Annotated in this window: 24 protein-coding genes; 12 read left to right on the top strand and 12 right to left on the bottom strand. The window is 63.7% G+C overall.

Annotation, left to right across the window (positions count from 1 at the left end):
• Window positions 1-83: 83 nt before the first annotated feature.
• Window positions 84-1187, top strand: coding sequence for a chorismate synthase (gene aroC, locus Q1A53_RS20330; RefSeq protein ID WP_299970135.1), 1104 nt, complete (start codon window positions 84-86; stop codon window positions 1185-1187).
• Here aroC and Q1A53_RS20325 read toward each other — a convergent pair.
• Window positions 1172-1771 carry a TetR/AcrR family transcriptional regulator gene (locus Q1A53_RS20325; protein WP_299970133.1) on the bottom strand — a complete coding sequence of 200 codons (600 nt, stop codon included), beginning with the start codon at window positions 1769-1771 and terminating at the stop codon, window positions 1172-1174. The two genes, aroC and Q1A53_RS20325, sit on opposite strands and share 16 nt — an antisense overlap.
• A 133-nt stretch (window positions 1772-1904) precedes the next feature.
• Here Q1A53_RS20325 and Q1A53_RS20320 point away from each other — a divergent pair, with 133 nt between their 5' ends.
• Genes Q1A53_RS20320 through cobO form a run of 3 tightly spaced genes read left to right on the top strand, consistent with a single transcriptional unit; the run spans window position 1905 to window position 3927 of the window.
• Window positions 1905-2291 carry a DM13 domain-containing protein gene (locus Q1A53_RS20320; RefSeq protein WP_299970130.1) on the top strand — a complete coding sequence of 129 codons (387 nt, stop codon included), beginning with the start codon at window positions 1905-1907 and terminating at the stop codon, window positions 2289-2291.
• Window positions 2292-2336: 45 nt separating this feature from the next.
• The gene (locus Q1A53_RS20315; protein ID WP_299970128.1) at window positions 2337-3311 is read left to right on the top strand and encodes a DMT family transporter; all 975 of its coding nucleotides are present in this window, start codon (window positions 2337-2339) and stop codon (window positions 3309-3311) included.
• A gap of 16 nt (window positions 3312-3327) precedes the next feature.
• The gene (cobO, locus tag Q1A53_RS20310; protein WP_299970125.1) at window positions 3328-3927 is read left to right on the top strand and encodes a cob(I)yrinic acid a,c-diamide adenosyltransferase; all 600 of its coding nucleotides are present in this window, start codon (window positions 3328-3330) and stop codon (window positions 3925-3927) included.
• Here the strand turns inward: cobO and Q1A53_RS20305 are convergent.
• Both Q1A53_RS20305 and Q1A53_RS20300 read right to left on the bottom strand, forming a co-directional pair.
• On the bottom strand, window positions 3924-5495 hold the full coding sequence (locus tag Q1A53_RS20305; protein ID WP_299970122.1) for an adenylate/guanylate cyclase domain-containing protein: 1572 nt from the start codon (window positions 5493-5495) through the stop codon (window positions 3924-3926). The two genes, cobO and Q1A53_RS20305, sit on opposite strands and share 4 nt — an antisense overlap.
• A gap of 203 nt (window positions 5496-5698) precedes the next feature.
• Window positions 5699-6568: a branched-chain amino acid aminotransferase gene (locus tag Q1A53_RS20300; RefSeq protein WP_299970120.1), complete on the bottom strand. Its 870-nt coding sequence runs from the start codon at window positions 6566-6568 to the stop codon at window positions 5699-5701.
• A gap of 171 nt (window positions 6569-6739) precedes the next feature.
• Here Q1A53_RS20300 and Q1A53_RS20295 point away from each other — a divergent pair, with 171 nt between their 5' ends.
• The 5 genes from Q1A53_RS20295 (at window position 6740) to dxs (ending at window position 11090) form a co-directional block, all read left to right on the top strand.
• The gene (locus Q1A53_RS20295) at window positions 6740-7252 is read left to right on the top strand and encodes a MarR family transcriptional regulator (protein WP_299970119.1); all 513 of its coding nucleotides are present in this window, start codon (window positions 6740-6742) and stop codon (window positions 7250-7252) included.
• A complete protein-coding gene (locus Q1A53_RS20290; protein WP_299970118.1) occupies window positions 7249-7950 on the top strand; it encodes a response regulator in 702 nt (233 codons plus the stop codon). Before Q1A53_RS20295 ends, Q1A53_RS20290 begins: the two co-directional genes overlap by 4 nt.
• A gap of 80 nt (window positions 7951-8030) precedes the next feature.
• On the top strand, window positions 8031-8273 hold the full coding sequence (locus tag Q1A53_RS20285; RefSeq protein ID WP_299970116.1) for an exodeoxyribonuclease VII small subunit: 243 nt from the start codon (window positions 8031-8033) through the stop codon (window positions 8271-8273).
• A 3-nt stretch (window positions 8274-8276) separates the two neighbouring features.
• Window positions 8277-9146 carry a polyprenyl synthetase family protein gene (locus Q1A53_RS20280; protein WP_299970114.1) on the top strand — a complete coding sequence of 290 codons (870 nt, stop codon included), beginning with the start codon at window positions 8277-8279 and terminating at the stop codon, window positions 9144-9146.
• Window positions 9147-9158: 12 nt separating this feature from the next.
• On the top strand, window positions 9159-11090 hold the full coding sequence (gene dxs, locus Q1A53_RS20275; RefSeq protein ID WP_299970113.1) for a 1-deoxy-D-xylulose-5-phosphate synthase: 1932 nt from the start codon (window positions 9159-9161) through the stop codon (window positions 11088-11090).
• 295 nt (window positions 11091-11385) lie between these two features.
• Here the strand turns inward: dxs and Q1A53_RS20270 are convergent, their stop codons facing one another.
• From Q1A53_RS20270 to Q1A53_RS20250, 5 genes are all read right to left on the bottom strand, one after another.
• Complete coding sequence (locus tag Q1A53_RS20270) at window positions 11386-12003, bottom strand: exopolysaccharide biosynthesis protein (RefSeq protein ID WP_299970111.1); 618 nt, start codon at window positions 12001-12003, stop codon at window positions 11386-11388.
• Window positions 11966-12844, bottom strand: coding sequence for an SDR family oxidoreductase (locus Q1A53_RS20265; RefSeq protein WP_299970109.1), 879 nt, complete (start codon window positions 12842-12844; stop codon window positions 11966-11968). Before Q1A53_RS20265 ends, Q1A53_RS20270 begins: the two co-directional genes overlap by 38 nt.
• A 45-nt stretch (window positions 12845-12889) precedes the next feature.
• Complete coding sequence (locus tag Q1A53_RS20260; RefSeq protein ID WP_299970107.1) at window positions 12890-13645, bottom strand: class II aldolase and adducin N-terminal domain-containing protein; 756 nt, start codon at window positions 13643-13645, stop codon at window positions 12890-12892.
• 89 nt (window positions 13646-13734) lie between these two features.
• Window positions 13735-14739 carry a DNA topoisomerase IB gene (locus tag Q1A53_RS20255; protein ID WP_299970106.1) on the bottom strand — a complete coding sequence of 335 codons (1005 nt, stop codon included), beginning with the start codon at window positions 14737-14739 and terminating at the stop codon, window positions 13735-13737.
• A gap of 56 nt (window positions 14740-14795) precedes the next feature.
• Window positions 14796-15215 carry a VOC family protein gene (locus Q1A53_RS20250; protein WP_299970104.1) on the bottom strand — a complete coding sequence of 140 codons (420 nt, stop codon included), beginning with the start codon at window positions 15213-15215 and terminating at the stop codon, window positions 14796-14798.
• Window positions 15216-15265: 50 nt separating this feature from the next.
• Here Q1A53_RS20250 and ade point away from each other — a divergent pair, with 50 nt between their 5' ends.
• The 3 genes from ade to Q1A53_RS20235 all read left to right on the top strand — a co-directional run bounded on the left by ade (window position 15266) and on the right by Q1A53_RS20235 (window position 18956).
• Window positions 15266-17068 (top strand): adenine deaminase, encoded by a 1803-nt coding sequence (gene ade, locus Q1A53_RS20245; protein WP_299970102.1) that lies wholly within the window; start codon window positions 15266-15268, stop codon window positions 17066-17068.
• Window positions 17065-18528: an AMP nucleosidase gene (locus Q1A53_RS20240; RefSeq protein WP_299970101.1), complete on the top strand. Its 1464-nt coding sequence runs from the start codon at window positions 17065-17067 to the stop codon at window positions 18526-18528. The genes ade and Q1A53_RS20240 overlap by 4 nt, the downstream gene beginning before the upstream one ends.
• 140 nt (window positions 18529-18668) lie before the next feature.
• Window positions 18669-18956, top strand: a complete 288-nt coding sequence (locus Q1A53_RS20235; RefSeq protein WP_299970098.1) for an HU family DNA-binding protein — start codon at window positions 18669-18671, stop codon at window positions 18954-18956.
• A 225-nt stretch (window positions 18957-19181) separates the two neighbouring features.
• Here the strand turns inward: Q1A53_RS20235 and Q1A53_RS20230 are convergent, their stop codons facing one another.
• From Q1A53_RS20230 to Q1A53_RS20215, 4 genes are read right to left on the bottom strand one after another with little or no spacing between them, the layout of a single operon-like run.
• A complete protein-coding gene (locus Q1A53_RS20230) occupies window positions 19182-20054 on the bottom strand; it encodes a hypothetical protein (RefSeq protein WP_299970095.1) in 873 nt (290 codons plus the stop codon).
• Window positions 20055-20114: 60 nt separating this feature from the next.
• A complete protein-coding gene (gene ppk2, locus Q1A53_RS20225) occupies window positions 20115-20915 on the bottom strand; it encodes a polyphosphate kinase 2 (protein ID WP_299970092.1) in 801 nt (266 codons plus the stop codon).
• 60 nt (window positions 20916-20975) lie between these two features.
• Window positions 20976-21608, bottom strand: coding sequence for a LysE family translocator (locus Q1A53_RS20220; protein ID WP_299970089.1), 633 nt, complete (start codon window positions 21606-21608; stop codon window positions 20976-20978).
• Between the two features lie 7 nt (window positions 21609-21615).
• Complete coding sequence (locus Q1A53_RS20215; RefSeq protein WP_299970086.1) at window positions 21616-22209, bottom strand: ATP-dependent Clp protease proteolytic subunit; 594 nt, start codon at window positions 22207-22209, stop codon at window positions 21616-21618.
• Window positions 22210-22231 lie beyond the last annotated feature (22 nt).

Genomic DNA, 22231 nt, shown 5'->3' with positions numbered 1-22231 from the left:
TGCGCAGTGCGGTCTTGGCAAGCGATAAGCTCTTGAGGCGGGGTTCCCACCCCGGTAATCAGCGGGCCAAAGGAGCCCACGTCATGTCGATGAATACATTTGGCCATCTCTTCCGCGTGACCACCTGGGGCGAGAGCCATGGTCCTGCGTTGGGCGCAACGGTGGATGGCTGCCCGCCGGGCGTGGCGGTGGACGCGGCGATGATCCAGCACTGGCTCGACAAGCGCAAACCGGGGCAGAACAAATACACCACCCAGCGGCGCGAAGCCGACGCGGTGAAAATCCTGTCAGGGGTTTTCGAAGGGGTGACGACGGGCACCCCCGTGCAGCTGATGATCGAGAACACCGACCAGCGCTCCAAGGATTACGGTGACATCAAGGACAAGTTCCGCCCAGGGCACGCGGACATTACTTATTTCCAGAAATATGGCGTGCGGGACTACCGCGGCGGCGGCAGATCAAGCGCGCGCGAAACCGCGGCGCGTGTGGCGGCGGGTGGTCTAGCGCGCGCGGGCATCGCGGCGCTTGTGGCGGGTGTCGAGATCAAGGGGTACATGACCCAGATGGGTCCGCATCAGATCGACCGGGACCGCTTTGACTGGAACGAGATCGACCGCAATCCCTTTTGGGTCCCCGATGCGCAGGCGGCTACCGAATGGGCAGGCTATCTGGACGGTCTGCGCAAATCCGGCAGTTCGGTGGGCGCGGTCATCGAGGTGGTCGCGCGCGGTGTTCCCGCGGGTCTGGGTGCGCCCATCTATGGCAAGCTCGACACGGATCTGGCCGCCGGGATGATGAGCATCAATGCCGTCAAGGGTGTGGAGATTGGCGAAGGCATGTCGGCGGCAATGCTGACGGGTGAGCTCAACGCCGACGAGATCACCATGGGGCCGGACGGTCCGGTCTATTCCTCCAACCACGCGGGCGGTATTCTCGGTGGCATCAGCACCGGGCAGGACATCGTGGTCCGCTTTGCGGTGAAACCCACGTCGAGCATTCTGACAACCCGGCGGACCATCACAAAGGACGGCGAGGAGACCGAGATCATCACCAAGGGTCGCCACGATCCCTGCGTCGGTATCCGCGCGGTGCCCGTGGGTGAGGCGATGATGGCCTGTATCCTGCTGGATCACCTGTTGCTGCATCGCGGTCAGGTAGGCAGCAACCGCGGTCACATCGGGGGCTGATCCATCGTCAAGAGCCTGGTCGCACTTGTCGCCGCCTGCTCCACGATCCCCAAGGGCAAGCGCGAGCGAGCCAGGACACGCAGCCCGATATAGTGGGTCAGCAGCGCGTTGGCGAGTGCCTCGCGCGCAGGCTCTGACCAAGCGGCATGGACCGGCGAGGCGGCAAGGGCGGCAGTCAGCCCATCGCGGATACCGGTGAGCCCAGCCTCCACAGCGGCGGCGATCTCCGGATCGGACATCTCCGTACCCGCCGCGGCAGAGCAGAGCAGACAGCCCCGGGTATCGCCGTGTGCGACCGCTTTGCGGAGCGCATCGAAAAGGCCGATGATCCGCTCCCGCCCATCCGGGACAGTGCTGTCCGTCAGCCGGGCCTGCGCTGCCCCGACGGCCTCTGCCTCATAGCGGGCAAGCACCATCAGATAGAGACTCTTTTTGTCCTTGAACGCCTTATAAAGGCTCCCCCGCGTCAACCCCATCCCGTCCAGAAGATCCGGCAAAGACGCGTCAAGATAGCCCTTTTCCCAGAACACATCCGTTGCGCGGCGCAATGCGTCCTCGGTGTCAAAGGCACGGGGTCTGGCCATGGGTCACTCCTGTTTCACCGGGTTCCTATAATTCGGAACTGACCGTTACACAACTCACGCAACCGTGTATTGTACCGTTCGGTTCCTAACTATATCTCCGAGTCACACCAACACGAACCCGAAAGGCACCCCCATGAAAAACCTCCTCTCCGCTGTCTTTGTCATCGCGCTCACCGCACTCGCAGCCGCGGGCGCACTGGCAGAACCCGATACCCGCGGCACCTTCACCGGCAAAAGTGACCATGTCACCACCGGCAGCGTCACCGTGGAAAAACACAGCGACGGCAGCGCGACCGTCACGCTCTCCGCCGATTTCTCGCTCGATGGCGCACCGGACCCGCGTGTCGCTTTCGGCAAGGACGGCGCCTACGCGGCAGAGGCCGATCTGGGCGTGCTGAAAAAGCTCAACGGCGCGCAGGTCTACCATGTCCCGGCCTCCGTCGATGCGGATAGCTATAACGAAATCTACATCTGGTGCCTGAAATTCTCGGTGCCTCTGGGCGTCGCCGCTCTGGGGTAGCTGGCACGGCTTGATCTTTCCGCCCCACAGGCGCAAGAGAAAGCCATGGCCGCAGACCTGACCCAGAACCGCCCCGGCCGCGCAATCGCTCTCAAGCTTTGCGCGGTCTTTCTGTTCATGGTGATGGCGGCGATCATCAAAGGCGTCTCGGACGCGGTGCCCCCTGGACAGGCGGTGTTTTTCCGCTCCCTCTTCGCGATCCCGGTTATCGCGCTCTGGCTGGCACAACGCGGGCAACTGCGCCAGGGGCTGATCCCCTCCAACCTGATGGGTCACGTCTGGCGCGGGGTCTTCGGCACGTCAGCCATGGCGCTGACCTTTGCGGGGCTGGGGCTGCTGCCCTTGCCCGAAGTCACCGCCATCGGCTACGCGACGCCTCTTTTCGCCGTGCTCTTTGCAGCCGCTTTTCTGGGCGAGCGCATTCGGCTGATCCGGCTGTCGGCGGTGGCACTCGGTCTGTTCGGCGTGCTGATCGTCATCGCACCGCGGTTGAGCGTGGGGGGCGACGATCTGTCCCGTGCCGCGACACTCGGGGCGATCCTCGTGCTGATCGCCGCGATCCTGCGCGCGCTGGTGCAGATTCACGTGCGCCGTCTGGTGCAGACGGACCATACCGCGGCTATCGTCTTTTATTTCTCGGTCACCGCGACGGTGCTGGCGCTGATCTCGGCGCCCTTGGGCTGGATCATCGATCATCCCGCCTTTGTCTGGGTCTGGCCCGCGCAGTCCGTGGTCTACTGGCTGATCACGGCGGGGCTTATTGGCGGGGTCGCGCAGATCATGGTGACCTCCTCCTACCGGTTCGGGGCGGCCTCGATGCTGGCCCCCTTCGACTACGCCTCGATGATCTTTGCGGGCGTCATCGGCTATGTGGCCTTCGGTGAGGTCCCCACCGGCCCCATCATCCTCGGCGCCAGCCTCGTGATCGCGGGCGGAGTGCTCATCATCTGGCGCGAGCACCAGTTGGGGGTTGACCGCAGCAAGTCGAAACCAAATCAATCGCCCCCGGGCACCCCTTGAACCAGAGAGGCAGAGGATGAGCGACGCAGACACCCACAAAGACGAGATGAAGAAGGTGCAGGCCAAACACCGCGCCAAGGTGGCCGAGGCCCAAGATCCGGACCGCGGGCTGGTGCTGGTGCATACCGGCAAAGGTAAGGGCAAGTCCTCCAGCGCCTTCGGTGTGATCATCCGCGCGCTCGGCTGGGGGCAGCGGGTCGGCGCGGTGCAGTTCATCAAGGGCAAATGGATCACCGGTGAGAAGCGCTTCTTCGACAAGCTGGGCGAGGTCACCTGGCACACCATGGGCGAGGGCTTCACCTGGGACACCCAGGACCGCGACCGCGACATCGCCGCGGCACGGGCCGCCTTTGCCAAGGGTGAGACGATGATGCGGAGCGGGGAATACGATTTAATCGTATTGGACGAGATCAACATCGCGCTGCGCTATGACTATCTCGATGTGTATGAGGTGATCGACAGCCTCGACCAGCGGCACGCGCGCACCGGGGTGATCCTGACAGGGCGCGACGCCAAACCCGCGCTCATGGACTACGCCGATCTTGTCACCGAGATGACGGAGGTCAAACACCCCTACAACGCCGGGATCAAGGCGCAGCGCGGGGTGGATTTCTAACCTCGGCGCGCGCCCTCGGGCGAACCGGTCTTCAAGGCGTCATGGATCGCGTCGCGGACCTTGTCGCGCGTCTCCGGGTCCAGCGCCCCCAGATCGAGCGTCAGAAGACCCGTCTCATCGACCCCCTGTATCGCCGAAATCGGCGTTACCGGGACAAGGTTTTTCACGTGGTAGGGCACGATCTCGCGCGCGATCCCCTTGAAATGCACAGGCTCTGATGCCGTGGCCTCCACGATGTCGCGCACATGGGCGTAGGTCTCATAGCTCAGCACGATGCCACCGGGCTCCGCGATGCTCTCCAGCCGTGCCGCGAGGTTCGCCTCCGCCCCGATGATGGTATAGTCCATCCGCGCCTCAGAGCCGAAATTGCCCACGTTGCAATAGCCCGTGTTGATGCCCATCCTGGCCTTGAACGGATGCTCCAGCCCTTTGAGCTGCCAGACCGTGCCCAGATCGGCCAGCCGTTTCTGCATCGCCAGCGCCATGCGCACGCAGGCGCGCGCATCCTCCGCCGTGCCCTTGGTCTCGGGATCGCCAAAGAAGGCCACGATCGCATCGCCGATGAACTTGTCGATGGTCGCGCCGTGCGCCTCGGCAATCTCCGACATCTCGGTGAAATATTCATTCAACAGATTGGTCAGCTCTTCGGGCTGCATCCGCTCGGTCGTGGCGGTAAAATCCTTGATGTCAGAGAAAAATACCGTCAGCTTCTTGCGCTCGGTTGAGATGGTGCTGTCTTTCTCTCCCGAAAAGATCGACCGGTAGACCTGCGGCGACAGGTATTTGGAAATTTTCAGGGAGACGCCGGCCAGAAACTCATTGTTCGCGGCCAGCTCTTCGTTCAGCCGCCGAAACCGCCCGGCCAGACGAAACTGCGCCCCGGCAAAAAGCATCCCGATGGTGCCGGAAACCGCAAAATAGACCAGCAAGGATTTGAACGACCATATATTGAGCGCGACCGGCTGCTGCACGGTCACCGTCTGCAGCGCCCGCACGTCTCCCACTGTCCAATCCTTCTTGGGGCTCTCAGGGTGCGAGTTGTGGCAATTGACGCAGGACCCCGACATCACCACCGGTGTGGCGTAGGAGATCTGCCTGTCCCAAATGCTGCCGGTCGATTCGATCACCCAGGCAGGTGCATCGGCCTCATCGCGAAAACGCACCAAGGCATCCCGCTCGAAATCACTCAACGTGTGGGGCGGTCTGTCCCGAAAAGTGTAATCCGACACGAAACGGTAGGCCACATCCCCCTCTGCCGCGCCAATGGCAGCCCCCAGTTCCAGCGACAGGGTCGCGGGGATGGGAATGGCTCCTGTCACATCCAGATAGTTGTGCAGCGCCTGGGTCTCTTCATCCGTGCTGATCACCCGCCCGACCACATTGGTGGCATAGTAGGACCGCACGTTGGTAATCACACCGTTGAGGCTCTTGGCCTGCCGTTTCAGGGTCTCATCCGACAGGTTCTTGAGATCCAGCCAGATCGCAAACGGCAAACCCACCAAGGCGACCAGCACCAGAACGATCAGTATCGACGGCCTTTTGACGAAAAACAGCCCGAAACGTTCCATCGACTTTTGCTCCCCCAAGCGCAATCACGTCGGCAAGGCCATACTCCAGAGCATGGGTCGCCACTGTGACCAAGGTCACTTTCGTCGAAATTCGCCTCCTGAAAAAGACCTTTGAGCTTCAATCTTGGAAGAGTTTCAACCTTCCGCCCGTCCGGAGGCTACGCATGTCGATGCCAAGCGCCGCCCTCCGGATTGGCACAGGGTCAGCTGCGCACCAGCTTCTCGTAATCCTCCGCGATGCTGCGGGTCAGGCTGCCAACCTCAAAGTTGTAGTCGCCAATCTGCCCCACGGGGGTAACCTCTGCGGCGGTCCCCGTCAGCCAGCACTGCTCAAAGCTTTCCAGTTCCTCAGGCATGATCACCCGCTCGTGCACCTTGATCTGGCGATCCTTGAGCATGCCGATGACAGTCTGCCGCGTCAGCCCGTTGAGAAAGCAATCGGGATCAGGCGTATGCACCTCGCCATCCTTGACGAAGAAGATGTTGGCCCCCGTCGCCTCCGCCACATAGCCGCGATAGTCCATAAAGAGCGCGTCCGAGCATCCCTTTGCCTCTGCTGCGTGTTTCGAGGTCGTGCAGATCATGTAGAGCCCGGCAGCCTTGGCATGCACGGGGATCGTCTCCGGGCTGGGGCGCTTCCATTTGGCGATGTCCAGCTTGGCGCCCTTGAACTTGGCGTCGCCATAATAGCTGCCCCACTCCCAGGCGGCGATGGCCAGATGTACCGGATTGCGCGCCGAAGCGACCCCCATGTCGGGCCCTGCCCCGCGCCAGGCCACGGCGCGCACGTAGGCATCGGTCAAGCCATTGGCCGTCAGCACCTGCTGTTTGGCGGCCTCGATTTCATCGACGGTGTAGGGGATATCGAAATCCAGCTCTCCGGCGGAGAAATGCAGCCGTTCCGAATGCGCGCGGCTCTTGAAGATCTTGCCGTTGTAAGCGCGTTCGCCCTCGAACACCGAGGACGCATAGTGCATCGCGTGGGTGAGGATGTGGACATTGGCATCGCGCCAGTCGGTCATCCGACCGTCCATCCAGATCAACCCGTCCCGATCATCATAACCGCCAACCATCGTCTTTTCCTTCCCAACATCCCTACCGGATTTCCAAAAGTTGCGCCATATACGTCCGAAACGGACATAAAGTTACGCAAAAGATGAGAATCCCTAGCGGTCACCTCTTGGAATGTCAACAACACTGACGTATAGTTTCCGTCAAACGCACTAAGAACACCGAGGCAAGAAATGGCGAATGGGCGTATGTCTTCGGCCCATGGAGGCGAAAGCCTGCTCTTTCTGACAGACGAGCAGCTCAGACAGGGGATCGAGGCAATGTTCTTTGCCTATCGCGGGTTCACGGCGGACCCCGACAGGATCCTGAGCGATCTGGCCTACGGTCGCGCGCACCACCGGGCGATGCATTTTGTCAACCGCGCACCGGGCACGACCGTCAACAATCTACTGAATATTCTGGGGGTCACGAAACAATCGCTTAACCGTGTGTTGCGTACGCTCATTGCGGATGGTCTGGTTGAGAGCAAGGTCGGCCAAGCCGACCGGCGCGAACGCCATCTGTTTCTGACACCCGACGGCAAAGCGTTGGAACAAAAACTGTCGGACGCGCAAAGAGCAAGGATGCGGGCCGCGTACCGCGACGCAGGCCCGGAGGCTGTCTCGGGGTTCCGCACGGTGTTGGAGGCGATGATGGACAAGGAAATGCGCGGCGCCTACGGCCGCCTGCGGGACAGCGGCACATGAGCGATATGGATGCCCATCTGCTGATCGTCGACGATGACGAGCGTATCCGGATGCTGCTGCAGAAGTTCCTGATGCGCCACGGCTTTCTGGTCACCGCCGCCCGCGATGCCGCCCACGCGCGGCGCATCCTGTCAGGGCTCGACTTCGATCTGATCGTCCTTGACGTGATGATGCCCGGCGAGGATGGTCTGGCGCTGACGAAATCGCTCCGGGAGGAGCGCAGCGTCCCCATCCTGCTGCTGACCGCCAAAGGGGAGACGAACAACCGGATCGAGGGGCTGGAAGCGGGGGCTGACGACTACCTGTCCAAACCCTTCGAGCCAAAAGAGCTGCTGCTGCGGATCAACGCGATCCTGCGGCGGGTGCCCGAGGTGATCGGCGATCAGACGACACCCAAGGTGCTGGCGCTCGGGACCATCCGCTATGACATGGAACGCGGCGAGATGTGGCAGGGCGAGGAACTGGTCCGGCTTACGGCCACCGAGATGCAGTTGATGAAGATCTTCTCGGCCAGCTGCAATGAACCCGTCAGCCGCGCGAAACTGGTCGAAGAGCTGGGCCGCGACCGCGGTCAGGCGCAGGAGCGCGCGGTGGATGTGCAGATCACCCGGCTGCGTCGCAAGATCGAGGAAGACCCCAAGCAACCGCGCTATCTGCAGACCGTGCGCGGGGCGGGATATATGCTGGCACCCGAGTAGATCTTGTGGTCGGTCGGGCTGGTGCAGACCGGCCAAACGGGCTAGAGAAGGCGCTGATAAACGACAGGATGCTGCCCGCCATGACCGACACGCCCGTAGATCAGATGAGCTTTGAACAGGCCATGTCCGAGCTCGAAACCGTGCTGGGCCAGCTTGAGCGTGGCGATGTTGCGCTGGATGAGAGCATCGCGCTTTACGAACGCGGGGCGGCACTCAAGGCGCGCTGCGAAACCAAGCTGAAAGAAGCCGAAGAGAAGGTCGCCGCCATCACATTAGACGGCGACGGTGCGCCCACTGGTACGACCCCGGTCGAGGGGCTGTAGATCATGTTCGACGCACGTCTGGGCGATGCCGCCCGGGCCATCCAGGCGCAGTTCGATGCGGTACTGGACCAATTCGACGACCTTCCGGTGATCCATGCGATGGCGCATGCAACCCGCGGTGGCAAGCGCCTGCGGGGCTTTCTTGTGCTGGAAAGCGCGCGGCTGCATGGCATCGACGCCACAGGCGCGATCTTGCCGGCAACCGCCATCGAGGCGCTGCACGCCTACAGCCTCGTGCATGACGATCTGCCCTGCATGGACGACGATGATCTTCGCCGCGGCCAACCCACGGTGCACCGCAAATGGGATGAAGCAACCGCGGTGCTGGCGGGCGACGCGCTCCAGACCCTCGCGTTCGAGCTGGTCACCCGGCCCGAGGCCAGCCCCAAGCCACAGGTCCGGGCTGAGCTTGCCCTGCGCCTCTCACGGGCCAGCGGTGCTGCGGGCATGGTGCTGGGCCAGGCGCTCGACATTGCGGCGGAGACGGCGAAGGATCCGCTGACGCTGGAAGACATCAGCGCCTTGCAACGGGGCAAGACAGGCGCGCTCATCGAATGGGCGGCGACCGCGGGCCCGGTGCTGGCGGAGGCCGATCCCGGCCCGTTGCAGGCCTACGCCCGGGCGCTTGGCCTTGCGTTCCAGATTGCCGATGACGTGCTGGACGTGACGGGTGATACCGCTACCGTTGGCAAGGCCGTGGGCAAGGACGCCCGCGCAGGCAAAGCGACTTTCGTGTCCCTGCTGGGGCTGGAGGGGGCGGAACGCCGCGCCGCGGACCTGATCGAGACCGCCTGCGACAGCGTCGCGGGTTACGGCCCGCAGGCCGAAACGTTACAAGATGCAGCACGCTTCGTGCTCGCCCGCGTGAATTGAGAAGGGGAACCCATGAGCCTCGACCGACCTGACACCCCCCTGCTCGACACCATCCGGCGCCCTGCGGACCTCAAAGCGCTGAGCGACCCGGAGTTACGGCGATTGGCAGATGAGCTGCGGGCCGAGACGGTCTCGGCCGTCTCCGTCACCGGCGGGCATCTGGGCGCGGGTCTCGGCGTGGTGGAGCTGACCGTGGCGCTACACGCGGTCTTTGACACACCGCGGGACAAGATCATCTGGGACGTGGGCCACCAGTGCTATCCCCACAAGATCCTGACAGAACGGCGCGACCGCATCCGCACCCTGCGCATGAAAGACGGGCTGAGCGGGTTCACCAAGCGCAAGGAATCTCCCTACGATCCCTTCGGGGCCGCGCACAGCTCCACGTCGATCTCGGCCGCTCTGGGCTTTGCGGTGGCGCGGGATCTGGGCGGTGTGGTGCCCGAAGGTCTGGGCGATGCCATCGCGGTGATCGGTGACGGCGCGATGAGCGCGGGCATGGCCTATGAGGCGATGAACAACGCGGGCCATCTGAAAAAGCGCATGATCGTGATCCTGAACGACAATGAGATGTCGATCGCGCCGCCCACGGGGGCGATGTCCTCCTACCTCAGCCGTCTTTACGCCGAAGAGCCGTTTCAGGACCTCAAGGCCGCCGCCAAAGGGGCTGTCAGCCTGCTGCCCGAACCCTTCCGCGAGGGCGCCAAGCGCGCCAAGGACATGCTCAAGGGTATGGCGGTTGGCGGCACGCTCTTCGAAGAGCTGGGGTTTTCCTACCTCGGCCCGATTGACGGCCATGATATGGACCAGCTGCTGCCTGTCCTGCGCACGGTCAAGGCGCGGGCCACTGGTCCCATTCTGATCCACGCGATCACCCGCAAGGGCAAGGGCTACGGCCCCGCAGAGACCGCGCGCGACAAGGGCCACGCCACGGCGAAATTCGATGTGGTGACAGGCAAGCAGAAGAAATCGCCCTCCAACGCCCCCAGCTACACCCGTGTTTTCGCGGACAGCCTGCTGCAGGAAGCCGCCGACGACGACCGGATCTGCGCGGTGACAGCCGCGATGCCCGATGGCACGGGCCTCAACCTTTTTGCCGAACGCTACCCCAGCCGCTGTTTCGATGTGGGCATCGCAGAGCAACACGGCGTCACCTTCAGCGCCGGACTGGCAGCGGGCGGGCTCAAACCTTTCTGTGCGATGTACTCCACTTTTCTGCAGCGGGGCTACGATCAGGTTGTGCATGATGTTGCGATCCAGCGGTTACCGGTGCGGTTTGCCATCGACCGCGCGGGTCTGGTGGGCGCCGACGGGGCGACGCACGCCGGTGCCTTTGACATCGCCTATCTGGCCAACTTGCCGGGGTTCGTGGTGATGGCCGCCGCAGATGAGGCCGAGCTGAAGCATATGGTCGCCACCGCCGCAGCCCATGACGACGGGCCCATCGCCTTCCGCTTTCCGCGGGGCGAAGGCAACGGCGTCGAGATGCCCGAGCGCGGCGAGGTGCTGGAGATTGGCAAGGGCCGTATGATCCGCGAGGGATCCGGCGTGGCCATCCTGTCTTTCGGCACCCGTCTGGCCGAAGTGGAAAAGTCCGCCGAAGCCTTGGCCGCCCGCGGGGTTGCCCCGACCGTGGCCGATGCGCGTTTCGCCAAGCCGCTGGACCGCGATCTGATCCTGCAACTGGCCGCAGATCATGACGCGCTGATCACCGTCGAGGAAGGATCCGTCGGCGGGTTTGGCAGCCATGTCGCCCAGCTTCTGGCGGATGAAGGGGTGTTTGATACCGGCCTCAAATTCCGCTCCATGGTCCTGCCCGACATCTTCATCGACCAGGCCAGCCCGGCCGAGATGTACGCGGTCGCGGGCATGAACGCCGAGCACATAGAACGCAAGGTACTGGACGTGCTGGGCGTCGCCTCGATCAGCGACAAACGCGCTTGATCAACGCCTGATAGGGTGGCCCGGAAGCACTTGGCGTTCGGGCCTCCAGCGATGCTGGATGCGTGACGGTATCAGCCTCAGATTTTTCCGGTGCGCCCATCAAGGTGGTTGTATGTCTGGCAAGTCTGCAGAGGTTGAGCGTATCCAATAAACTCGCCGGACGGAGACATATCATCTCATTGCGCGCATCCGCGATCCGGTCCACAACGTCGCCGTTTTCTCCGCCCGATGCGATTTGCGTCCGTAAGCCGCCCGCGGGTCCGGTACAACTTCACGCGGCGGCTAGAATCATTCCTTACGCCACCGCCATGCGCGCCAGCAGGAACAGGCACAGCGGCAGTGCCACCATCCCGACATACCCCGCAATCACGTAGTACCCGTCCCGCGCGAACAGACCGAAGGCAAAGAGGCCCACGGTTGCCGCCGCGAAAGAGGTCACACCGGGCAGCAACTCCAGCGCGGGCCAGCCCAACGGGATGATCGCGCATTGCAGCAGGATCAGCGCGCGCATTGGTCCCCGGGTCAGATACTGCAGCCGCGGATGGGAATTGCGGTCAATCCAGTCAGCGGGCCGCCGCAGCCACCCGATGGCCCGTTTCAGGTTGGGCCCTGCGACACTGATCCGCATCAGCCTGCGCGGCAACCACAGCCTCTGCCCCATTAACCCCTGCACCGCCAGCATGATGATGATCACCGCCCCGAGGGTCGGCAGCCCGGGAATACCCGACAGCGGCGAGACCAGCAAAAGCGCGACCACAAGGATGATGGGGGTGATCGTGCGATCACCGATCTCGGACAGAATATCGCCCATCTCGACCTCACGGCTCTCCGCCGCGCGCTCGACAGCGTCCAGCAGATGGGTCATGGGCCAATCGTCAAAGGGCTGGAATGTCCGGGCTCGGGTCTTCGTCACGCAGCAGGGCCTCCAGACCCGTTCGGTAAGTGGGGTATCTCAGTTCAATACCCAACTCCTCCTTGATGCGATCGTTCCGCACTTTCTTGCTCTCGGCGTAAAAACTCCGCGCCATCGGGGTCATCTCCGCCGTCTCGAAATCCACCGCGGGCGGCAACGGCTGGCCCAGCAACTCGGCAGCGTAAGCGATGACGTCTTGCGGTGGCGCCGGGTCATCGTCGCAGAGGTTGTAGACAGCCCCCGGGTTGGGCTGCGCCAGGGACGCTTCGAGCACCGTTGCAATATCCTCCACATGGATGCGGGAGAAGACCTGCCCTTTCTTGATGATCCTCCGAGCCGTACCGTTGCGGACCTTGGCAAAGGGTCCGCGCCCGGGCCCGTAGATCCCCGCCAGCCGAAAGATATGGAGCGGCAGCCCCGGGATCGTCTGCCAAGCGGTCTCTGCCGCGACCCGCGCCTGACCACGCTTTGTCGAAGGAGCCAGCGGTGTCGCCTCATCGACCCAGCCGCCATCGTGATCGCCGTAAACGCCCGTGGTGGAGAGGTACCCGACCCATGCCAGCCTCTGCGCAGCAGCGCGAATGTCCGCCTCAAGTTCCGCCAGAACCGGGTCGCCGTCCGGCCCTGGCCCGGCTGAGATCAGCAGGGCCTGCGCCTGCCCGATGGCAGCACTTGGGTCCGACCCCGGCCAGATCAGCGGCTCGACACCTGTTCGGGCGATGGTTTCAGCTTTCTCGGCGCTGCGTGTGGTGCCGATCACGCGCCAACCTGCGTCAAGCAGCCGGGGTGCCAGCGCCCGGGCGCTGAAACCGTGTCCAAAGGAAAGAAGCGTCCGCGTCATCCGCTCAAAATGCGCCGTGCCGCCCGGGGGTTCAAGAGGCGCCGGTCAGCTGGCGTAGTTGCTGCCTTCGTCATCGAGAATGGCACGCAACTCCGCCAGATGCCGCTGGTCCTGTTCTGGGTAGCTCTCCAGCTCCCGTGCGGTCTTCTCGGCCACCGCATCAGGCAGCACCCGCAACGGCTTGCCCGTCTGCAGCGCAAGGATATAGGTCATGCAGGCCCGCTCGAAGTAAAAGAGCCGGTTGAAGGTATCGGCCACCGTGTCGCCGATCACCATGACCCCGTGGTTGCCCATCACCATGACCTTCTTCTTGGGATCATCGAAAAGCTGCGCGCAGCGCTCACCTTCTTCTTCAAAGGCCAGCCCACCGTAGTTTTCATCCACCACCACGCGGTTGAAAAACGTGCAGGCATTCTGGTCCACGGGCGGCAGGCGGCTGTCAGCCAGGGTGGCGAGTGCCGTCGCATACGGCGAGTGAACGTGCATGGCACAGCGCGCGTGCGGGCAGTGGCGGTGCAAGCCGCCGTGCAGCCCCCAGGCGGTCGGATCGGGCGCATCCGGTCCTTCCAGTGTTCCGGGGTCATTCGCATCCACAACGATCAGGTCAGACGCACGGATCCGTGCAAAATGCATCTGGTTGGGGTTCATCAGGAACTTCGTCCCGTCCTCATTGATGGCCAGGCTGAAATGGTTCGCCACCGCCTCGTGCATGTTGAGCCGCACGGTCCAGCGAAAGGCGGCAGCCAGATCCAAGCGCTCCCGCCCATGGTCGATGTTGGGGCGGTTCTCCTGGATGTTCATGGCGTGCTCCTCGGTTCAGTTTCGCCAATTGAACCATGCCCGCTGTGTCACCGCCACCGATAAAGCAGCCGTGTTAGGGCAGCGGGCGATTATCCCTGTAGAAGTGCCAGCAGCTGTGCTTCGGCCCGGCGCAGGCCGGACCGGCTCTCGACCTCCTTCAGCCGCTCGACCCGGTCGCCCGCATCCTCGTCGGTCAGTTCGGTAACCGCAGGATGGATATAGCTGTTGCGCGCGATGGCGGGCGTATTGTGCAGCCGCGCCGCCGCAGCCTCGGCCATGGCCGTTATGGTGCGTTTGCCGGGCCCCAGTGCGGCCTCAAGCGCCGCGACGCTGCCGTTCCAGGTGCGAAACGTTTTGGCGGTCACGGCCTCCTGACCGGTCAGATCCACCAGACGGGTGTTGACCGCATCCGAGGTCACCTGATGGGGTGCACCCGCCTCGTCGACCCAGGCCACCAGCGACGTGCCCGGCAGATCGTCGAGCCGGGCGAGCGTCCGGTTCAACGTCGCATCGCGCAGGGTCTTGCGCACCTTGTGCCCGCCCTTGGCCGGGTAGTGCAGCTTGATCTCGCTGCCCGACAGCGAGACATGGCGCGGCCTCAGTGTCGTCGCCCCGAATGTGCCGTTCTCGCGGGCGTACTCCGGGTTTCCGATCCGCATGGAGGCGCGGTCCAACAGCGCCAGCACAGCCGCGATGGCGAAATCCCGGTCGCCGGGATCGCCTTTGAGATCCTGCAGAATCCGCCGGCGGATCCGGGGCAGGGCCGCGCCAAAATCAGCCAGATGGTCGTATTTATGCAGCGACCGGTAGGCCGTCCAATCCGGATGATAGCGGTATTGCTTACGCGCCCGGGCGTCGCGGCCCGTGGCCTGCAGGTAGCCGTCGGGTTTGGGGCAGATCCACACGTCGCAGTAGGCAGGCGGCACGGCCAGCGCCTCGATCCGCTGGCGCTCCGCCCCGCGGGCGATGGTCGTACCATCGGGGGCGATGTAGCTGAAGCCACGGCCCCGCCGTTGCCGACGGATGCCCGGGGCAGTGTCGGGATAGTAGACCAGATCGGGTCTGCGGGATGGGCGGTTGGGAGCGGCAGGCATGCCAGCCTAACGCGACCCGCGCCCCGGCTGTTCCCGCAAATCCACCGCGACCTGTCTCAGAGCGGTCGGCTCGGCACCCAGGCGTAGCCGTCGGGATCCAGCAGATAGGCTTCCCTCAGCCCGTGCGGTTTGTCGGTGGGCGCTTGCAGCACGACCATGCCGTTGGCCTCGGCCCGCCGCGTGGCCTCCTCCGGATCGGTGTCATAGAGCCGGATTTCCGCACCTGCCCCGCGCGGCGGGTTCTCCGGCAGGAGCCCCAGAAGCGGATTGGCGTGATAGGTCCCGTCGCTGTGCAGCTGAAACACCTGCTCCCCGTAGGTGACAATCGCGAAATCCGCCGTCACCCGGTGCACCCCCATGTCAAAGACGCAGCTCAGCAGCGCCGCGGTCGCCCTGACATCCCGCACCAGCAGGTTCAACCCGATACCGCGCAGGCTCTTGCCGAAATCCTCCGGCGATACTGTCTCGAAGTCCATGGCCTGCCTTCCCCGCTTGAACATCCTCCGAACCCGTGGCACGGAAGGACATGACGCACTCTCCCTTCCCCGCGTGGTCCGAGGTGGCCACGACGCTCATCGCCGTTGCCACCGGCCGCCAGCCCGCCGATACGGTCATTCGCGCAGGCAAATGGGTCAATGTCCACACCCGCGAGGTGCTGGAGGGACATGACATCGCCATCGCCGCGGGCCGTATCGCTTGCGTGGTGCCGGATGCAGGCTACTGCACCGCCCCCGACACGCGGGTGATCGAGGCAGACGGGCGCTACATGATCCCCGGCCTCTGCGACGGGCATATGCACATCGAAAGCGGCATGCTGACACCGGCGGAATTCGCCCGCGCGGTGATCCCCCACGGCACCACGAGCATGTTCACCGACCCGCACGAGATCGCCAATGTGCTGGGGCTGGAGGGCGTGCGCATGATGCATGACGAAGCGCTCCTGCAGCCGGTCAATATCTTCACCCAGATGCCCTCCTGCGCGCCCTCCGCCCCGGGGATGGAGACCACGGGCTATGAGATCACCCCCGAGGATGTGGCCGAAGCGATGAGCTGGCCCGGCATCATCGGGCTGGGCGAGATGATGAATTTCCCCGGTGTCTCCGCGGCGGACCCGAAAATGCTGGCCGAGATTGCCGCCACGCAAGCAGCTGGCAAGACTGTGGGCGGGCACTATGCTTCGCCCGATCTGGGCCCGGCCTTTGCAGGCTACGTGGCGGGCGGTCCGGCGGATGATCACGAGGGCACCTGCGAGGCCGATGCCATTGCGCGCATGCGACAGGGGATGCGGTCGATGATCCGGCTGGGCTCGGCCTGGTACGACGTGGAAAGCCAGATCACGGCGGTGACCGAAAAGGGCCTCGATCCGCGCAATATGATCCTGTGCACCGACGATTGCCACTCCGGCACACTCGTGAACGAAGGTCACATGAACCGGGTCGTTCGGCACGCAATAGCCTGCGGCTGCGATCCGCTGGTCGCACTGCAGATGGCCACCGTGAACACCGCGACGCATTTCGGGCTGGAGCGGGAGATCGGCTCCATCACACCGGGGCGGCGGGCGGATGTGATCCTGACCTCCGATCTGGACACGCTGCCCATCGAGACGGTGATCGCCCGGGGTCAGATCGTCGCGCAGGAGGGTGAATGCCTGGTGGACTGCCCGCATTACGACTGGCCCGCCCCTGCCCGCGCGACGGTTCGGCTGGGCAAGACGCTGAGCGGAAGGGATTTCGAAATCCCTTCCCCCGCGGGGGCCAATGCGGTGCGCGCCAATGTCATCGGGGTGGTGGAGAACCAGGCCCCGACGCAGGCCCGGCAATTCGAATTGCCGGTGACCGACGGCCGTGTTCAAGCAACCGGTGAGGTCTGTCAGATCGCCCTGGTCGAGCGCCACCGCGCCACGGGCGCCGTCACCAACGCCTTTGTTTCGGGCTTCGGTTACGAAGGTCCCATGGCGATGGCCTCGACGGTGGCACACGACAGCCACCACATGATCGTCGTGGGCACTGATGACCAGCAGATGGCGCTGGCCGCCAACCGGCTGGGCGAAGTCGGCGGCGGCATCGTGATCTTTAAGGACAGCGAAGAGCTGGCCCTGGTAGAGCTGCCCATCGCAGGGCTCATGTCCGACCGCCCCGCAGCCGAGGTCGCAGCCGCCGCCGAGCGGATGATGGCGGCAATGCGCGCCTGCGGCTGCACGCTGAACAACGCCTATATGCAACACTCCCTGCTGGCCCTTGTGGTCATCCCCGAACTGCGCATTTCCGATCTTGGCCTCGTGGATGTGCGCAGCTTTGAATTCATTCCCGTGGTGGAACCTCTCTCATGACCGATACCTTGACCCCAGACACCCCCGAAGCGCAGGACTTCATGGATCCCGCCGCCGCCGTCGCCCGGCTGGAGGAGCTTTATACGCAGGCCACGCAGTTCCTCTGCGAGCACTTCGTCACCGCCATGGCGGAGGGTGCGCCCGCGGGCCGCATCCGCGCCTTCTACCCGCAGGTGCTCTTCCGGACATCCTCCTATGCGCAGGTGGACACGCGGCTGAGCTTCGGCCACGTCTCGGCACCCGGGACGTTCCGCGCCACGATCACCCGGCCCGATCTCTTCCGCAACTACCTGACCCAGCAGATCGGTCTGCTGATCGAGAACCACGGCCAGCCTGTCAGCATCGGTCCGTCGGAAACGCCCATGCCCGTGCATTTCGCCGTCGCCCATGATGCGACGATGACCGTGCCGCAGGAAGGCGCAGCCGACTTCACACTGCGCGATGTCTTTGACGTGCCGGATCTCAACACCACCAATGACGACATCGTCAACGGCACCCATGTCTCCGCCGATGGTGTTGGCCCGCTGGCGCCTTTCACGGCGCAACGGGTGGACTATTCGCTGGCTCGGCTCAGCCACTATACGGCGACCGACGCACAGCACTTCCAGAACCACGTGCTGTTCACCAACTATCAGTTCTACGTATCGGAGTTCGAGGCCTACGCCCGCGCCCAGCTGGATGATCCAACCTCGGGCTATACCGAATTCGTCTCCACCGATAACGCCACCATCACCGCCGGGGACCAACCGCTCGCCGACCCGATCAAGACACCGCAGATGCCCACCTATCACCTCAAACGCGAGGACAGCTCCGGGATCACGCTGGTCAACATCGGGGTCGGGCCGTCGAACGCCAAGACGGCGACGGACCATATCGCCGTGCTACGCCCGCATGCGTGGCTGATGGTGGGTCACTGTGCGGGGCTGCGCAACTCACAGGCTCTGGGCGATTTCGTCCTCGCCCACGGCTATCTGCGCGAGGATCACGTGCTCGACGATGATCTGCCGCCCTGGGTGCCCATCCCGGCGCTGGCCGAGATCCAGATCGCGCTGGAAAAGGCCGTGGCACAGGTCACCAATCTGGAAGGCTACGAGCTCAAGCGCATCATGCGCACCGGCACGGTCGCCACCCACGACGACCGCAACTGGGAGCTGCGCGACCAGTCGGGTCCCGTGCAGCGGCTCAGCCAGTCCCGCGCGGTGGCGCTGGACATGGAGAGCGCCACGATCGCCGCCAATGGCTACCGGTTCCGGGTGCCCTACGGCACGCTGCTGTGTGTCTCGGACAAACCGCTGCACGGCGAATTAAAGCTGCCGGGCATGGCATCGGACTTCTACAAGACGCAAGTTGCGCGCCATCTGATGATCGGGATCCGCGCCATGGAGCAGCTACGCGACATGCCGTTGGAGCGCATCCACAGCCGGAAACTACGCTCCTTTGAGGAGACTGCCTTCCTCTGAAAGCCGAAAACCCAATAAAATAGGGTTTTTCTGCATGTTTTTCCTTGCAATGCTCTACTAATCGTTGTGTTCATACACAACATCCGGGTAGATTTCGGGCATGAGGCCCAATTCTTCGGGCAGTGAAGGAGAAAAACAAGATGGCGAAACCAATGACAAAGACCCAACTCGTGGCGGCATTGGCTGACGAAATGGACACGGATAAGAAATCCGCGGGCGCGGCACTGGATGCGGTCTGCAACCTGATCACCAAGGAAGTCTCCGGCGGTGGCGCGGTGACGCTGCCCGGTGTGGGCAAGATCTACTGCCGCGAGCGCCCCGAGCGCATGGTGCGCAACCCTGCCACCGGCGAGCAATTCAAGAAAGACGCGGACAAGGTGGTCAAGATGACCATCGCCAAAGCGCTCAAGGACAGTGTGAACGGCTAATCGCCCGATCACTGGGACTGTTCAGGGTCGCCTCCGGGCGGCCCTTTTTTCATGCGCGGGATCTGTGCGATGGACCGGGCTGCAATCGTGCAGGCGTGATCTCGGCCATCCCATGTTTCCACAAACCGTCGCGCTGGACTGCGGCCCCCCGGGGGGGGGAAGCCCCCTCTCCTCCATCGAGGAGGGTCGGGCGCTGCCCGGCCCATGGCCGGGGGCACCCCGCCGCTACCCGCAGCTCCAGTTGATGGCCATTTGCTCGAAATCGAGCTGCGCCGTGCCACCTCCGAAATTGAACCCGCCGAAGAATTCGTCGAACCCGATGTAATGCCGCCCGAAAGACGGCTCCGCTTGGACGGCATCCATCGTGCCGCCAATGTGGTTCACAGCAAGATCCTGCAGCCACGGCTTAAGCGCGAATGTCTCTGTCAGCCGATCTTCATACGATGGATCCGTCACTGCTTTGCCCGCGTTCGGGTCGGTCAGTCGTGGTTTTTTGACAAAAGCGACGGCGCTTGCTTCTGCGCGCGCCGTGACGTCTCCTCTGGAGGGGAGCCGACCGGCAGCGCTCAGATAGATATTTGTCCAGGTCGAGGTCGCCTCCATGCTGATCCAGCCCGGCGTGGGCGTCGGACGCAAAAGCGGACTGTCGATGACCTCTGGCACGTCACAGAAGGGGCCATCGAGCTCGGCTTCGGTCAGAAGGATCATCGCATAGGCACAGCCAAGGATATCCGTCATGCGCGCGAGCCGTGGGTGTGCATTCATCGCATGGGTCCAGAAGGGCAGCAGCGCGCGCTCGGCCGGTGGCTGTGGAGGCGGATTCAGGATCGTATTCGCCAGACGGGGTGTTGTCACCGGTGCGCCGTCGTTATGCTCCGCCGCCACCGCGAAAAAGCTCAAACCCACGATCTCCGGGCCGTGGATGCGGTACTCCTCCGGCAAGCGCAGCGTAAAGCCATGGCAGAGCGGATAACCCGAGCAGGGGTCCAGCGGCCACTGCTCCGGCTCAATTCCCGGCGGCAGGCCAAAGCACCAGCCCTGCATACCGGCATCGCGAGGGGACCGGCCCGGCATGATGATCAGGTCATAGGCTTTCACGTCAGGCTCCTTATGGTGTCGGCACCCTGCATTCAGCGATCATTGTGTACCGCCCGCCCGTCACGCCCCCTTGAGCAAGGTCGCATGCGCATCGGGCACAAAGGTCTGATCGGCCATGGGCGGACGGACATAGCCGCGCTGCGGCGGGCGCTCTTCCAGCACGATCTCATCCGCCTGAATATCCTCGTAGGGAATGAGCGACAGCAGATGGCTGATACAGTTGAGCCGCGCGTGTTTCTTGATGTCGGATTCCACCACATACCACGGGCATTGCTTGATGTCCGTATGGGCGAACATGTCGTCTTTCGCCTTGGAGTAATCGACCCAGCGTTTGCGGCTTTCCAGATCCATGGGGCTCAGCTTCCAGCGCTTGGTGGGATGGGTGCGGCGCTTTTGAAAGCGGCGTTCCTGCTCTTCGTCGCTGACCGAAAACCAGTACTTGATCAACCGGATGCCAGAGCGCACCAGCATCCGCTCGAACTCCGGGCAGGACCGCATGAACTCACGGTATTCGTGCTCGGTGCAAAAGCCCATCACCCGCTCGACGCCCGCACGGTTGTACCACGAGCGGTCAAAGATGATGATCTCGCCCGCCGCGGGCAGATGCTCCACGTAGCGCTGGAAATACCACTGCGACTTCTGCCGCTCGGTGGGGGCCGGCAGGGCGACCACCTGGCAGATGCGCGGGTTCATCGCCTCGGTGATGCGTTTGATCGTGCCGCCCTTGCCCGCCGCATCCCGCCCTTCAAAGACGATGGCGATCCGCTCACCGCTGTGCTTGACCCATTCCTGCAGCTTGACCAACTCGATCTGCAGCCGTGCAAGCTCGGCCTCGTAGGCTTTGTTGGATATCTTTGTCATCGGCCTCTCCCTGCAGGTCCCGGGCATGAGCCTAGCACAGCTGCGGGCGGCTTGGGTACGCTAACTGGTGCCGCGCTCCACGACCAAAAGCCGCAGCGCCAACCCCACAAACACGGCCCCCGCCAACCGGTTGATGATCACCTGGGCGCGCGGTGTCCGGCGCAGCCACGCCCCCAGCGACCCGGCGGCCAGCGCCACAGCGCAAAAGATCGCGAAAGCACAAAGCGCGAAGACCAGACCGAAAAGGACGATCTGCCGGGTCACCGGGCCGCGCGCCGGATCCGCGAACTGCGGCAGAAAGGCCAGAAAGAAGATCGCGACCTTAGGGTTCGTCACATTCATCACCACACCGCGCAGCACCAGCGCAGGCCCGCTCAAAGGGGCCGCACCCGCCCCGACCTGACCGGCACCGGCCCGGAATGCGCCCCATGCGAGATAAAGCAGATACCCGGCCCCCAAAAGCTTCAGCACCGTGAAGGCCAGTGGCGAGGTGGCAAAGATCGCTGCCACCCCAAGCGCCACCAGCACCGTGTGCACCATGACACCTGCGCAGAGCCCCAGCGTGACCAGAACGCCCGCGAGCCGACCCGCGAGTGCCGCTTGCGTCAGCACAAATATGTTGTCCGGACCGGGGGCGAGCGCCAGTGCGACCGAAGCCATCACGAAGATGGCCAGAACATCCCCCGGTATCATGTGGCGCCTAGCCCAGCTCGCCGATGGAGGAGATCACCTTGCCCACAAGACCGTAGTCCAGCGCCTCATCGGTGGTCAGCCAGAAGTCCCGGTGCATGTCCTCTGCGATCTTGTCGGGTGTCTGGCCGGTGGCCTCGGCAAACAGAGTGTGGAACCGTTCACGCATGATGCGGATCTGCTCTGCCTGGATCATCATATCCGTGGCCTGACCGCCGATACCGCCGCGCGGCTCGTGCAGCAGAAACCGCGTGTTGGGCAGGCAATAGCGGTTCTCCTTGGCCGCACCGACAAAGATCAGCGCCCCCGCGCTCGCCACCCAGCCGGAGCCGATGACCCGCACCGTGGGGCGGATGAACTTGATCACGTCATGCACCATGTCACCGCTCTCCACATGCCCGCCGGGCGAGGAGATATAGACGTTGATCGGGTCGTCGCTTTCCTCGGCCAGCGCCAGCAGATGCGTCACGGTGCGCTGCGCCAGCTTGTCGTTGATCTCGCCCGCGATGATCACGTTGCGGCTTTTGAAAAACAGCGCCTCGATCCGACCCGCGTCGGACTTCTCGGGGGCGGCACTGGTGTCGTCAAGCAGGGTCTCGGCCATGGGATCTCTCCGTCCTGAGGGT

It is taken from the genome of uncultured Roseobacter sp., from assembly GCF_947496515.1.
GTDB lineage: Bacteria > Pseudomonadota > Alphaproteobacteria > Rhodobacterales > Rhodobacteraceae > Roseobacter.
This window is presented reverse-complemented; position numbering and strand designations above follow the sequence as displayed.